At 58.5% G+C, this 14452-nt stretch carries 10 protein-coding genes and 1 pseudogene; 4 read left to right on the plus strand and 7 right to left on the minus strand.

Features of this window, described 5'->3' with window-relative positions:
- Position 1: 1 nt before the first annotated feature.
- The gene (locus AC1DIG_RS01845) at positions 2-2062 is read right to left on the minus strand and encodes a hypothetical protein (protein WP_477765882.1); all 2061 of its coding nucleotides are present in this window, start codon (positions 2060-2062) and stop codon (positions 2-4) included.
- A gap of 272 nt (positions 2063-2334) precedes the next feature.
- Between AC1DIG_RS01845 and AC1DIG_RS01850 the strand changes: the two genes are divergently transcribed.
- On the plus strand, positions 2335-3360 hold the full coding sequence (locus tag AC1DIG_RS01850; RefSeq protein ID WP_477765883.1) for a LacI family DNA-binding transcriptional regulator: 1026 nt from the start codon (positions 2335-2337) through the stop codon (positions 3358-3360).
- Between the two features lie 123 nt (positions 3361-3483).
- Here AC1DIG_RS01850 and AC1DIG_RS01855 read toward each other — a convergent pair whose 3' ends face one another.
- From AC1DIG_RS01855 to AC1DIG_RS01875, 5 genes and pseudogenes are all read right to left on the minus strand, one after another.
- The gene (locus tag AC1DIG_RS01855) at positions 3484-4671 is read right to left on the minus strand and encodes a pyridoxal phosphate-dependent aminotransferase (RefSeq protein ID WP_477765884.1); all 1188 of its coding nucleotides are present in this window, start codon (positions 4669-4671) and stop codon (positions 3484-3486) included.
- A 40-nt stretch (positions 4672-4711) separates the two neighbouring features.
- The gene (locus tag AC1DIG_RS01860) at positions 4712-5575 is read right to left on the minus strand and encodes a methyl-accepting chemotaxis protein (protein WP_404942524.1); all 864 of its coding nucleotides are present in this window, start codon (positions 5573-5575) and stop codon (positions 4712-4714) included.
- A pseudogene (locus AC1DIG_RS01865) lies at positions 5570-6337 on the minus strand (MCP four helix bundle domain-containing protein); the annotation flags it as partial. The gene AC1DIG_RS01860 and the pseudogene AC1DIG_RS01865, both read right to left, overlap by 6 nt.
- A gap of 326 nt (positions 6338-6663) precedes the next feature.
- On the minus strand, positions 6664-7806 hold the full coding sequence (locus AC1DIG_RS01870) for a glycerate kinase (RefSeq protein WP_477765885.1): 1143 nt from the start codon (positions 7804-7806) through the stop codon (positions 6664-6666).
- Positions 7807-8152: 346 nt separating this feature from the next.
- On the minus strand, positions 8153-9274 hold the full coding sequence (locus AC1DIG_RS01875) for a sugar diacid recognition domain-containing protein (RefSeq protein WP_477765886.1): 1122 nt from the start codon (positions 9272-9274) through the stop codon (positions 8153-8155).
- Positions 9275-9441: 167 nt separating this feature from the next.
- Between AC1DIG_RS01875 and AC1DIG_RS01880 the strand changes: the two genes are divergently transcribed.
- The 3 genes from AC1DIG_RS01880 (at position 9442) to rarD (ending at position 13044) form a co-directional block, all read left to right on the plus strand.
- A complete protein-coding gene (locus tag AC1DIG_RS01880; protein WP_477765887.1) occupies positions 9442-10752 on the plus strand; it encodes an MFS transporter in 1311 nt (436 codons plus the stop codon).
- 196 nt (positions 10753-10948) lie between these two features.
- Positions 10949-11962, plus strand: a complete 1014-nt coding sequence (locus tag AC1DIG_RS01885) for an aldo/keto reductase (RefSeq protein ID WP_477765888.1) — start codon at positions 10949-10951, stop codon at positions 11960-11962.
- Between the two features lie 200 nt (positions 11963-12162).
- Entirely contained in the window at positions 12163-13044 is an 882-nt protein-coding gene (rarD, locus tag AC1DIG_RS01890) for an EamA family transporter RarD (protein WP_477765889.1), read from the plus strand.
- Positions 13045-13170: 126 nt separating this feature from the next.
- Here rarD and hppD read toward each other — a convergent pair whose 3' ends face one another.
- The gene (gene hppD, locus AC1DIG_RS01895; protein WP_145020645.1) at positions 13171-14247 is read right to left on the minus strand and encodes a 4-hydroxyphenylpyruvate dioxygenase; all 1077 of its coding nucleotides are present in this window, start codon (positions 14245-14247) and stop codon (positions 13171-13173) included.
- Positions 14248-14452 lie beyond the last annotated feature (205 nt).

Consider the following 14452-nt stretch of genomic DNA (forward strand, 5'->3'; position numbering starts at 1 on the left):
ATTAAAGTGTTGGTGTTCCCTCGCAATAGTTACCACCAGAACCCAGTAGCGCCACCTCGTTCAAAAACTCAATAGATTTTTTGTCTATACCATTTACCGGCACGGTGTACCAAACCTTGATATAGCCATTTGGAAGACCAGAGCCTGCCGTCGGTTGAATGGCTTTGACTTTGGTCAGGTACGGTTGAATATTCACCTGGAATACTTTACCCACCTCTAGCCCCGTGATTTCGTAGTCTTCGAAGAAATCGGTACCGGGAATTTCATTAAGGCCGGCAGAGTCCTCAGTACCGACTGAATACACCCTGACAATAGTACCTGTGGGCATGTGCACGTCGTCAATAATGACGTCCACCGGCAATAGCCGATTTGTTCCAGAACCCGTCATGCTTCGGCAGTTCACCACTCGCTTCCTGCCGCCAGCACCATCATCGACTTCAAAAGTGGCTACCGTAGGCTTAGGGAAAGTAACGGAAACTTCATCAATCGTTACTGGAGTTTTCGGAGAGAACATGACGTTGCGAGCGCCACCTTCCTCGATGCTCCACTGGCCAATTTTTACACCCGGTCCGGCGTCATCAATGACGCTAGAGTCCATTTCAAATGTAAGCAGTGGTACTGGCCCGCCCAACAGTGGGAAGTTTTTGACCTCCTTTCCGTCGAACCAGAATCTTGCAATTTCATCACCGTACGACTCCCAGGTACCTCCCGGCTTCTGCACGATTGTCTCGATAGTCACCGGTTTTCCACGGTCGGCGGCGGTCACATGATTCAGTTTCTTAGAGTCACCTAAAACATCAACAGGCACCATTTCCGGGTTTACCAAATCCGGCATGTTCGGATTGAGCATGCCTCTGTACGTATGGTCAAAGGTGAAGGGTTGTTCATTCGACTTACGAGGTAGCTCGATACCGCGCAAGAGGCGGTAATACAGTTTAGTATCAACCAGAGTATAAGGATCGGTGATCAAGTGTTTGAGATGGATATAATTCAATGTAAACCGGAGCTGGCGCCCTGAACCCACCGGCAGTTGTTGTACAGGAGAACTGTCACTGTCCACGTACAGTAAAATATTATCCGTATCCAGCCAATGTTGTTTGCGCTCTACAAAAACATAAACAGGTGACTCAAAGTCTTTGAGATCCAAAACATCCGGCAATATCGCTTTGGGGATAACGGGAATTCCCATTTCAGGTTCAGGCCGCAAATTAACTTCCAGTTCTCTTGCAAACGAAACCTTACTGATATTCCCTACGACATCGACATGATTACAATACACATAATATTTTCCTGTCGTCGGCAAAACCAAATTTGCAACAGGAATATCTACCAGGCCACTGGCAGGCATCTTTATGGAAAACGTCGGCGTGGGCAGAGCAGTATCCGAATAAGTGTCCGAAACGAAAACATTAAGGGTATCATTAGACCGATAGAATGGATAACTAGCATCAATAGTTAACTGCAGTTCAGTATTACTCCTGAGCCAACTATCATCAATCACATCGCCGGGTACATTTCGAAAGCTTGGTTTCGGGCCCGAGCTACGAACGCCGTCAACCTTGCTTTGATAAGGTGCAAATTTGTCAGCTCGAATGTCAAGCGGGAGGGAATAATCAGCGTTCCCTGTATCACCTCTCCAGACCCTGAACCTTAGCTTGTAAAAGGTTGAGGCATTACTTCTGTCATCATCAGGCAAGCTGTCTGTCAGTAGCGGAAAATTGAATGGGAACGACCTTGGCGGTGGCGGCAAGGGCATCGTTGTGCCAATAACGACCCCATGTTTTTCAGGGTCATCCCCAATGCGCTGGTCGTACAGTACGAGTTCAGCCTCATCACCGGAGTGTTCTTCACCCATTCCCGTCATTTTAACGGTGAGTGCTGTCGTATCCATAAGCGCTTTAGGCACCAGCCCCTCTACGAGCAAACCATCAACTTCCGGTTTTGGATGATCCGCCTTCGGACTTGAAGGGTTGAAAGAGCGATAGTTGAAGCGAGATTGTTTGGCAACCATTTGTGCGGCGCTGAGTGTCGATCCTGTTCCCAGACTTTGTTTAGCAGTCATTTCACGTACTCCATCACAGTTGAACTGATATATATCCGGATCGATAAGACCCGAGAGCAACCCACTTTTCCTATTCACAACACTTGCAAGAAATTAAACGCCCTATCCCCGACACCGGCTACTGTCAGATCTGACAGGTCTAACGACCGTCTGTCGGTTAAATGCGACTTTTCCCACGATTTTCTTCACTGATCAGCTTGACCTTCACCTGGTGTTTTCTGAAACCGGTTTCAACAGCAGCCACCACAACTCAAACAACAAGGCTTCACACCGTGACTACGTTTTCCACCGCCCAGCGCGGCCGCGTCACCATGCTCGATGTCGCCGAGCACGCCAGGGTCTCCAAGGCCAGCGTGTCGCGCTTTATTGGCGAAGACCGGGCCTTGCTCTCGGAGGCCACTGCCAAACGCATCGAGCAGGCGATCAGCGGACTGGGCTATCGCCCGAACCAGATGGCCCGCGGCTTGAAACGCGGGCGTACCCGCCTGATCGGCATGCTGGTGGCCGATATCCGTAACCCCTATTCGATTGCCGTGATGCATGGCGTGGAAACCGCTTGCCGTCAGCACGGCTACAGCCTGGTGGTGTGCAACACCGACCGCGACGATGAGCAGGAACGCCAGCATCTGGCGGCGCTGCGCTCGTACAACATCGAAGGCTTGATCGTGAACACCCTCGGCCATCACTTGGATGAGCTGCGCGAGTTGCACCGTGAACTGCCGATGGTGCTGGTGGATCGCAAGGTCGATCTGCTGGACAGCGACCTGGTCGGGCTGGACAACCCGGCGGCAGTCGAGATGGCGCTGGATCATCTTGAAGCACGCGGCTATCGCGACATTGTGTTGGTCAGCGAACCGTTTGACGGCACCAGTTCACGCATTGAGCGAGTCAACAGCTTCAAGGCGCAGATCGATCAGCGCAGGCTGCTGAGCGGAGCGGTGGTTGAGACCGGCAACGATCTGAACGCACACTTGGAATCCTTCCTGGCCACACCCGGTCCCGGTCCGAAAGCGCTGTTTTGCGCCAACGGTATTGCCGCGTTGGCCAGCACCCGCGCCTTGCGTGAGTTGGGCTGCGCGCTGTTTGAAGACATCGGTTTGATCGCCCTTGACGACCTGGACTGGTACCCGCTGGTGGGCAGCGGCATTACCGCCCTCGCCCAGCCAACCGCAGAGATTGGCGCGAGCGCGTTCGAGTGTTTGCTCAAGCGCTTGCGCGGCGATGACGGGCCGGCGCGAACGCTGGATTTTGCGGCGCGGTTGATTGAGCGGGGGTCGACGCGGGGGAATTTGCTGTGATGCTTATGGCCCCATCGCGAGCAAGCTCACTCCCACAAGGGATCTGTGTGTGCATGCGATCCAGTGTGGGAGCGAGCTTGCTCGCGATGAGGCCATCAAATCCAGCACAAAGCTCCAGGCAGCTCAGGCCCGCCGGGCTTTCAGCAGCTCCGTTGCACAGCGCACAATCCGCCGGCAGGCTTCGGCCAGCCGCTGTTGGTCCAGTACCAGGCCAATGCGGATATGCCCCGCCGCACTCGGCCCGAACGCTTCACCGGCGAGCACCGACACGGCATAACCTTCCAGCAGTTTCTCGGCGAACGCCTGCGCGCACACCCCGGTCTGGCGCACATCGACCATCACGAACATCCCGCCATCCGGGACCACCGGGCTGATGCCCGGGCAGTCGCCCAGGCGCGCGCACACCAGATCACGCCGCGCACGGTACTCGTTGCGCATCAGCGCAAGCTCCGGCAAATCAGCCTCCAGCGCCACCCGCGCTGCGTTCTGCACGAAATCGGGAATGCCAAAGAGCATGCACAGCGAAAGGTTCTCCAGGTGTTCAGTCAAGGGTTTCGGACCGATCACCCAACCAACTCGCCAGCCACTCATGGCGTGGGATTTCGACAGGCTGTTCACGGTCGCCGTGCGTTCGGCCATCCCCGGCAGGCTGGCCGGACTGATGTGCTGGCCTTCATACAGCAGTTCGCTGTAGACCTCATCGCTGATCAACCACAAATCATGCTTGACGCACAAACGTGCCAGGGCCTGCCAGATCGATAGCGACAGGCTGGCCCCGGAAGGATTGTTCGGACTGTTGAGCAGGATGGCGCGGGTTTTCGCGGTGATACGTGCGGCGACGTCCGCCGGGTCAACGCGAAAGCCGTTCTCCGGCCGCACCGCGATTGGCACCACCTTCGCCCCGCAGGCACCGAACACGCCTTCGTAAGTCACGTACATCGGTTCGGCGACCAGCACTTCGTCACCCGGGTCTAGCAGGCATTGCACCACCGAGTACACCGCGCACTGCGCGCCCGGCAGCACCAGCACATGATCGGCATCCACCACCTGACCGCTGCGTCGGGCGTGACGACGGGCGATGCTGGTGCGCAGCGACCGCGTGCCACGCACCTCCGAATAGTGCGTATCACCGGCCAGCAAGCTGTCGATGGCCGCCTGGACGATCGGCTTCGGCGTATCGAAATCCGGGTCGCCGACCGACAGCAGCAGCACATCGACGCCCTGCTCGCGCAACTCCAGCGCTCGATAGTGAATCTGCCAGGCATCGGCTCCGTCGCCAGCGATTCGTTGGGTCAAGGCTGAATAGCGCATGTACTTCTCCTGTTGCGCGAACTCCACATTCAACCCTATCTCAAATCACGAAACGCGCCACCATGGCATTCAAATCAACCGCCAGGCGCGACAGCTCATGGCTGGCGGCGCTGGTCTGGTTGGCACCGGCGGCCGATTGGGTGGCCAGGTCGCGGATGTTTACCAGGTTGCGGTCCACTTCGCGCGACACCTGCGCCTGTTCTTCCGAGGCGCTGGCGATCACCAGGTTGCGCTCGTTGATCTGGTGGATCGACTGGGTGATTTGCTCCAGCGCCACGCCGGCCGCACGGGCCAACTCCAACGTGGTATGCGTGCGCTGGTTGCTTTGCTGCATGGAGTCGACCGCTTCGCCGGTGCCGTTTTGAATCCCGGCAACCATTTTTTCGATTTCCTGGGTCGATTGCGCGGTGCGGTGCGCCAAGGCGCGGACCTCGTCTGCCACCACGGCAAAACCGCGTCCGGCTTCACCGGCACGCGCTGCTTCAATAGCGGCGTTAAGCGCCAACAGGTTGGTCTGCTCGGCAATCGCCCGGATCACGTCCAGCACCTTGCCGATATCGCGGCCCTGAGTGGCCAGACCTTCGATCATCAGCGAAGTGTTTTGTACGTCATGGGTCATGGTCTGGATGGCGTTGACGGTTTCCACCACGCGGTCGCGACCTTCACGGGCGGCCTGGGTCGATTGATTCGACGCTTCGGATGTCGACACCGCGTTGCGTGCGACCTCTTCCACGGCGGCGGTCATTTCGTTAACGGCGGTCGCGGCCTGTTCGATTTCGTTGTTTTGCTGTTGCAGGCCGCGCGACGCTTCCTCGGTCACAGCGCTGAGTTCTTCTGCAGCGGCACCCAGCTGATTGGCGGAACCGGCGATCTGCTCGATGGTTTTGCGCAGGTTGGCCTGCATGGTCGACAAGGCGCCGAGCAAGCGTGCAGGTTCGTCCTTGCCGTCGACTTCGATGGATTTGGTGAGGTTACCGCCGGCAATCGACTCAGCGGCGGCGACCGCACGGTTCAGTGGTGTAACGATACTGCGGGTCAGCAACCAGGCCAGCAACACCGTCACCAATGCAGCAAACACCGATACAGCAATGATGCCGTTGGTAGCGAAAGAATATTGGTCGCCCGCTACAGCATCGGCTTCGGTTGCGCCCGCCTTGTTAATGGCGATCAGCTTGTTCAACTGCTCACCCATCAGATCGGTACCGTCCTTGATACGCGTATTGATCAGGTTGTGCATTTCATCGACTTTGTTTTGCCGCGACAGCTCCATCATCTGGCTTTGAGCTTGCAGGTAGCTGTCCAGGGTGGCGGCAAAGGCTTTGTACAGCGCCGCTTCTTCCGGACCGGCTGGCAGGGCTGCATAGCCCTTTTGAGCTTGTCTGGCCTTGTCAGTGAGTACGTTGATGCGGGTTTCAGCGTCTTGCAGTCCGGCGGCGTCGCGGTTTACCAGCACACGGAACGACAGGATGCGCAAGCGCAGGACGTTCTCGGTGATGTTCCCAAGGAAGGCGACGCTGGGCAGCTGATTGCTTTCCATGTCGATGGAGGCCTGGCGGATGATCGACATGCGGTTCACGGCAAAGATGCCGAGCACGATCACCAGCAATGCAATGAACGCAAAACCCAGGAACGCTCGAGGCGCGATATTCATATTACGTATGGACATAGGATGACTCTCGGGTGGTGAAGTCTTCGAGCATCCATGCAGTGAACGCTGGCAGGCAGGAAGTTGCTCCCGACGTGCAGGTAGGCGACTTTTATTTGAGGGATATGTACGCCTATACCCTGTATCGGCAGGGCTTTAGCTTTTATGGAGGGTTGAGCGAAATATATTTCTGGACAGGGCAAGTGTTTCAAGAGTGAAACACTTGTCGGGATTCGGAGGACTTTTACAGACGGATCGAACGCGGTTGATCAGGTTGAACGCGTTCACCGGTTTTGCGGTTGCTGCGCAACCGAACGCAGGCTTCGCCAGCTGCTACAGGATCACCTTCAGCCCTTGCGAGCTGCGATGCGCCAGACGCGGGCGATGTCTCGCGCGCGATCCTGTAGCAGGCGCGGGGCGTCGGCGCAGGCTTGCTCCAGGGTCATCGGCCCGGACGCGAGAGCGAACGCCGCGTCCACGCCATGTTCGTACATCTGCTGGTAGCCCTCGCCGAGTGTGCCGGCGATCACGATCACCGGTACGCCCTGCTGCCGGGCGATACGCGCCACGCCAAACGGGGTTTTGCCGCGCAAGGTCTGGGCGTCGAAGCGGCCCTCGCCGGTAATCACCAGATCCGCATCACGTACCGCCTCTTCCAGGCTGACCAGATCGGCAACCACTTCCACGCCAGCACGAAATTGCGCGCCAAGAAATGCCTTGGCCGCAAACCCCAGACCGCCGGCGGCGCCACTGCCCGGTTCGTCACGCAGGTCTTTTCCCAGGGCTTGGGCGCAGAGCCCGGCGAAATGCCCAAGGGCCTGATCCAGCTGTTGAACCTGCTCGACAGAGGCGCCTTTCTGCGGGCCAAAGATTGCCGAGGCTCCCTGAGGGCCGCACAGTGGATTGTTGACGTCGGCGGCGATCTCGAAGCGCACGCCGGCCAGCCGCGGGTCCATTTCACTCAGGTCGATCTGCGCCAGTTGTGCCAACGCCAGGCCACCCGTTTGTAATGTCTGCCCCTGGGCATCGAGCAGTCGTACGCCTAGTGCTTGTAACGCACCGGCACCTGCATCGTTGGTGGCACTGCCGCCGATAGCCAGGATGATCCGCTGAGCCCCCGCATCGAGTGCCGCGCGGATCAGCTCGCCCGTGCCGAAGGTGCTGCTGATGCACGCATCGCGCTGGCCCACCGGCACCAACTGCAAACCGCTGGCTTCGGCCATTTCGATGATCGCGGTGTGATTGTCAGGCAGCCAGCCCCAATGCGCGTCGACCTGGGTGCCGAGCGGCCCCTGTACCGTGGCGCTGCGCAGTTCACCTTCGCAGGCAGCGAGAATCGACTCGACCGTCCCTTCCCCGCCGTCAGCCATGGGGCACTTGACCAGCTTCGCGTCCGGCCAGACCTCTGCCAGACCCCGCGCAATGGCATTGGCCACAGCTTCGGCACTCAGACTGTCCTTGAACGAATCGGGGGCGATGACGATTTTCATGTGAATTCTCCAGTTCCAATGGAGCCCATGCTGCCAGTTGATATGAACAATAACGCCGGTCCACTGCACAAACGGCCATGAGGATTATTGTTCATTTCCACAAAACCCTGTGGGAGCGAGCCTGCTCGCGATGGCGGTGTATCAGTCACCACAGATATTGGATGTGATTGCCTCTTCGCGAGCAAGCTCGCTCCCACAGGGATTGGCAGTGAAACAAAATTTTGTGAACCTTGCCGATCCATTGTGGGAGCGAGCTTGCTCGCGATGGCGGCGTGTCAGTCACCCTGGATATTGGATGTGATGGCCTCTTCGCGAGCAAGCTCGCTCCCACAGGGATTTATGTCGTTCACGGTTTGGTGTCTGTCTCGGGCAGCAGTTGCACCCCCAGGTACAGCGCGAGCATGCCATCGAGGCGCAGCGGGTCAACGCCGCTGAGTTCGGCAATGCGCTCCATGCGGTAACGCAAGCTGTTGCGGTGGATGCCCAGCGCATCGGCACAAGCCTGGCTTTGGCCGTCGTGCTCGCACCAGCTGCGCAATGTCGCCAACAGTTGACCGTTGCTGTCCTTGGCGATGACTTTGCGCAGAGGCGTGAGCAACTCGTCCAGCGCATCGTCGTTGCGATGACGCCAGAGCATGACCGGCAATCGATAGCGGTTCAGCGTCAGCAAACGGGTTTTCGGCAGCACATCGCGCCCATAGGCCAGCAAGTCGCCAACCCGCCGATAGCAGCGGCGCAAGCCTTGCAATCCATCCGCCTGACCGCCAACAGCGATGCGCAATATGTTCCAGCCCAGGCCTTCAAGTTTTTCCAGCAAGCGTTCGTTATCCACTGCTTGCGTGGTCGGCCGGCACCACAGCAACGACGACTTGGCGGAGCTCACGCACCAACTGTCGGGATAGCGCGAGGTCAGCCAGGCACTCAACGCCTCGGCGGTTTGCCCCGCTCCATGCTCCAGGCCCAACTCAAACAAATAAGGGGTACGCGACAGCTGCGGCTTGAGGCCCATTTGCTGTGCTTCGTCGATCAGCCGGGGCGAGTCCCCCGCCTCACTGAGCAGCAACGCCAGCAAGTCATCGCAACGCTGGCGACGCCATTGCTGTTCGGCCTGCTGGTTGCGCTGGCCGACCAGCATCTCGGCGGTCATGCGCACCAGTTCGGCATAGGTACGCAGTTGCTCGGGTTCGCCAGTAATGCCCAACACGCCGATCAAACGCTGATCAAGCAGCAACGGCAGATTGATCCCCGGCTGCACGCCTTTGAGGTGCACGGCGGTCTGCGCGTCGATTTCCACCACGCGCCCGTTCGCCAGCACCAGTTGCGCACCTTCGTGCCGGGTGTTGATCCGTTCCGGCTCGCCACTGCCGAGGATCAGCCCTTGGCTGTCCATGACATTGACGTTGTACGGCAGAATGGCCATCGCCCGGTCGACGATATCCTGCGCCAGGTCGTGATCGAGTTCGAACATGCGGCTAATCCTTGAAAACGTGCGGCGATAGATTGTTCACCCGCACAGGCTGTTGGCGCAAACCCTGTGCTCAGGCACAAAGACATCCGCTCAGGGGTGACCGAGACTCTCCAGGCAACCAACGTTACCCTTGCCTCGCAAAAAATCATAATAAAGAGAGTCCCGCCATGTCACAGAGCGCCGCTGCCACCCTGGCCACCGATGACGATAAAAACGCCGTCTACAAGCGCGTTACCCTGCGCTTGATCCCCTTCATCTTTGTTTGCTACCTGTTCAACTACCTCGACCGGGTCAACGTTGGATTTGCCAAACTGCAGATGCTCGATGCACTGAAATTCAGCGAAACCGTGTACGGCCTCGGGGCCGGAATTTTCTTCATCGGCTACGTGTTGTGTGGCGTACCGAGCAACCTGGCGCTGAGCAAATTCGGCCCACGGCGCTGGATCGCGCTGATGATGGTCACCTGGGGCATGCTGTCGACCTGCCTGCTGTTCGTCACCACACCGACCGGGTTCTACACTTTGCGCCTGTTCACCGGTGCCGCCGAAGCCGGGTTCTTCCCGGGTGTGGTGCTGTACCTCTCGCAGTGGTTCCCGACGTTCCGCCGTGGCCGCATCATGGCGCTGTTCATGTCGGCGATTCCGGTCTCCGGCCTGCTCGGCAGCCCGTTCTCCGGCTGGATTCTCAACCACTTCGCGGCCGGCCAGGGTGGCCTCGCCGGCTGGCAGTGGATGTTCCTGCTGCAAGGCATTCCGACCATCACCCTCGGCGCCCTGGCGTTCTTCCTGCTCAGCGACAACTTCGCCAGCGCCAAATGGCTCAAGCCAGAAGAACGTGCCGTGCTCGAGGCGGACCAAGCTATCGACTGGGCCAGCAAACCGAAAACCGCCACCGACTCGCTGCTGGCGGTGTTCAAGAACCCGGCTATCTGGGCGTTCGGCCTGATCTACTTCTGCATTCAAAGCGGTGTGTACGCGATCAATTTCTGGCTGCCGTCGATCATCAAGAACCTCGGTTTCGCCGATAACCTGGTGATCGGCTGGCTCAGTGCGATTCCGTACCTGTTGGCAGCCGTGTTCATGCTGATGGTCGGTCGCTCGGCTGACTTGCATAAAGAACGTCGCTGGCATTTGGTGGTGCCGATGCTGATGGGCGCGGTCGGTCTGTTGATTGCCGTGAACTTTGCGGCCAACCCGGCCATTGCAATTCTTGGCCTGACCATCGCCACCATGGGCGCCCTCACCGGCTTGCCGATGTTCTGGCCAGTGCCGACCGCCATGCTCAGCGCCGGCGCTGCCGCCGGTGGCCTGGCGTTGATCAACTCCATGGGCCAGATGGCCGGTTTCCTCAGCCCGTACCTGGTCGGCTGGGTCAAGGACAGCACCGGCTCGACCGATGCGGCGTTGTACCTGCTGGCCGGGGTGATTGTCGGCGGTAGTTTGTTGGCATTGCGCATGACCCGCACCTTGCACGCTTGATACCTGACAATCCCTGTGGGAGCGAGCTTGCTCGCGATAGCGGTGTAACAGTCACCCTCAATGGTGAATGTTATGGCCTCATCGCGAGCAAGCTCGCTCCCACATTTTGATCCGAGGTGTTTGATAATTCCGTTTGCCCCGTGCGGTTGTTCTGGTATTTGATTGGGCCTTTCCTACCGGCAAAAGGATTTCGCACATGACCTACCGCACACTGGGCCACTCCGGACTGCAAGTGTCCACCCTGACCCTGGGCACCATGATGTTCGGCGAGCAGACCAGCACCGAAGATTCGCTGCGGATCATCGAGAAGGCCTGGGATCAGGGCGTCAACTTCATCGATACGGCAGACGTCTACACCGGCGGCCGCTCCGAGGAGATCGTCGGCGAAGCCATTGCCAGTCACCGCCATGAATGGGTGGTGGCTTCCAAGGTCGGCTTCGGCCCGGTGGACGGTGTGCCGAATCGCAGCGGGCTGAGCCGCAAGCACCTGTTCAATGGCATCGATGCCAGTCTGTCCCGCCTGGGCACCGATTACCTGGACATCTATTACCTGCACCGCGAAGACCACAACACGCCGCTGGAGGTCACGGTGTCGGCCATCGGCGACCTGATTCGCCAAGGCAAGATCCGTTATTGGGGCCTGTCCAACTACCGTGGCTGGCGGATCGCCGAAGTGATCCGCGTCGCCGAGAAACTCGGTGTCGACAAACCGGTAATCAGCCAGCCGTTGTACAACATCGTCAATCGCCAGGCTGAAACCGAACAAATCACTGCCGCCAACGCCTACGGCCTCGGTGTAGTGCCTTACAGCCCATTGGCCCGTGGCGTGTTGAGCGGCAAGTACGCGCCAGACGTCACCCCGGACGCCAACAGCCGCGCCGGTCGTCAGGACAAGCGCATCCTGGAAACCGAATGGCGGGTCGAGTCGCTGCGCATTGCCCAGCAGATTCAGACATACACCCAAGAGCGCGGCGTCGGCATCGTCGAGTTCGCCATCGCCTGGGTGCTGAACAACTCTGCCGTCAGCTCGGCCATCGTCGGCCCGCGCACCGAAGCCCAATGGGATGCCTACACCAAGGCCCTGGCGGTGAAGATCACGGCCGAAGACGAAGCCTTCATCGACTCGCTGGTGACACCGGGGCATTCCTCGACGCCAGGGTTCAATGACGTGAGCCATTTCGTATCGGGGCGTAAACCACGTTCCAACTAAATAAACACATCCCCATGTGGGAGCGAGCTTGCTCGCGATGGCGGTTTCACGTTCAACATTGATGTTGGCTGGTCGACCGCTATCGCGAGCAAGCTCGCTCCCACAGGGGGTCAATGTTGATCATCCGGACAATATTCGGCTCTGAAACCACGTATCCTTTGCACCCGCTTCACACTCACTCAATGTCTCGCGAGGACAGTTTGTCTAAAGGTATTGCTCTATCGGTGTCAGCCTCGGTGCTGTTCGCCGTCATGTATTTCTACACCTCGTTGCTGTCGCCCCTCAGCGGCGTGGAAATCTTCGGCTGGCGAATGCTGCTGACCGTGCCGTGCATGACCGTGTTCATGGTGGTTTCCGGCGAATGGCGACGCGTGCTCGAAATCCTCCGTCGGGTGGGCAGCAAACCGGCATTGTTCGGTGGTCTGCTGGCTTCTTCGGCATTGCTCGGCGTGCAACTCTGGTTGTTCATGTGGGCGCCGCTGAACGGCCACAGCCTTGACGTTTCGCTGGGCTACTTCCTGTTGCCACTGACCATGGTGCTGACCGGACGCATCGCCTATGGCGAACAGCTTTCGTACCTGCAAAAGGTCGCCGCGTTTTTCGCCACCCTCGGCGTGCTCAACGAGTTGTATCAGGTGGGCAGTTTTTCCTGGGCGACCTTGGTGGTGGCCATCGGTTACCCGACCTACTTCGTGCTGCGTCGACGTTTGGCGTCGGACAACCTCGGTGGCTTGTGGCTGGACATGGCGCTGATGCTGCCGGTGGCATACGGGTTCGTGCACAGCGGTGAACAAGGCTTTGCCGTATTCGACCAACACCCGTGGTTGTCGTTGCTGATCCCGCTGCTCGGGGTGATCAGTGCTTCGGCACTGGTGGTGTACATCATCGCCAGCCGCTTGCTGCCGTTCAGCCTGTTCGGGCTGCTGAGCTACGTCGAACCGGTGCTGTTGCTGGGGGTTGCGTTGCTGCTGGGGGAAAGTATCAAGGCGGGAGAATGGCTGACCTACATTCCGATCTGGCTGGCGGTGCTGGTGTTGGTGTTTGAGGGGTTCAAGCATTTGATGCGGCACCGCCGCCCGTAAAGCACACAAAACAATGTGGGAGCGGGCTTGCTCGCGATGAGGCCATAACATTCACCATTGAGGGTGACTGTTACACCGCTATCGCGAGCAAGCTCGCTCCCACATTAGTTTTACGGCTGCAACGACTTACTCAGTCGAGAGCACACCGCGGCGAACCTGGTCGCGTTCGATGGATTCGAACAGTGCCTTGAAGTTGCCTTCGCCGAAACCATCGTCGCCTTTACGCTGGATGAATTCGAAGAACACCGGGCCCATCAGAGTTTCCGAGAAGATTTGCAGCAGCAGACGCTTGTCGCCCGCCTCGGACGAACCGTCCAGCAGAATCCCCCGCGCTTGCAGTTCGTTGACCGGTTCGCCGTGGTTCGGCAAACGGCCTTCGAGCATTTCGTAGTAGGTGTCTGGCGGCGCGGTCATGAAGCGCATGCCGATCTTTTTCAGGTGATCCCAGGTCTTGATCAGGTCATCGGAGAGGAAGGCAACGTGCTGGATACCCTCACCGTTGAACTGCATCAGGAACTCTTCGATCTGCCCGGCGCCCTTGGACGATTCTTCGTTCAGCGGGATGCGGATCATGCCATCCGGGGCGGTCATGGCCTTGGAGGTCAGGCCGGTATATTCACCCTTGATGTCGAAGTAACGGATCTCGCGGAAATTGAACAGCTTCTCGTAGAAGTTCGCCCAATAAGCCATACGGCCGCGGTACACGTTGTGGGTCAGGTGGTCGATGATCTTCAGGCCGGCCCCGACCGGGTTGCGGTCAACGCCTTCGATGAACACGAAATCGATGTCGTAGATCGAGCTGCCTTCGCCAAAACGGTCGATCAGGTACAACGGCGCGCCGCCGATACCTTTGATCGCCGGCAGGTGCAGCTCCATCGGGCCGGTTTCGATGTGAATCGGCTGCGCACCAAGTTCCAGCGCACGCTTGTAGGCTTTTTGCGAATCCTTGACCCGGAACGCCATACCACACACCGACGGGCCGTGTTCAGCCGCGAAGTACGACGCCACGCTGTGGGGTTCGTTGTTGAGGATCAGGTTGATCTGGCCCTGACGATACAGGTGCACGTCTTTGGAGCGGTGGGTCGCGACCTTGGTGAAGCCCATGATCTCGAAGATCGGCTCAAGGGTGTTCGGGGTCGGCGATGCGAATTCGATGAACTCAAAGCCCATCAGGCCCATTGGGTTTTCGTATAAATCTGCCATGGTTGGCGCCTCATCATGATGCTTTTGGAATTAACGGAGCGTTAGTTACAAGCACTGCTGAGAGCGGCGGGTGGCGCGCAGGAGATACCTCGCACACTGCGGGCGAGAAAATCACCGTAGATCAATTGGAACCCAAATATCTTCATTGTCGACCCAAGGCTCTTGCGGGCGAGGCTTCTGCTGCCAGAAGACGTTATTCTTATAT

This window comes from Pseudomonas sp. 05N431, from assembly GCF_056397005.1.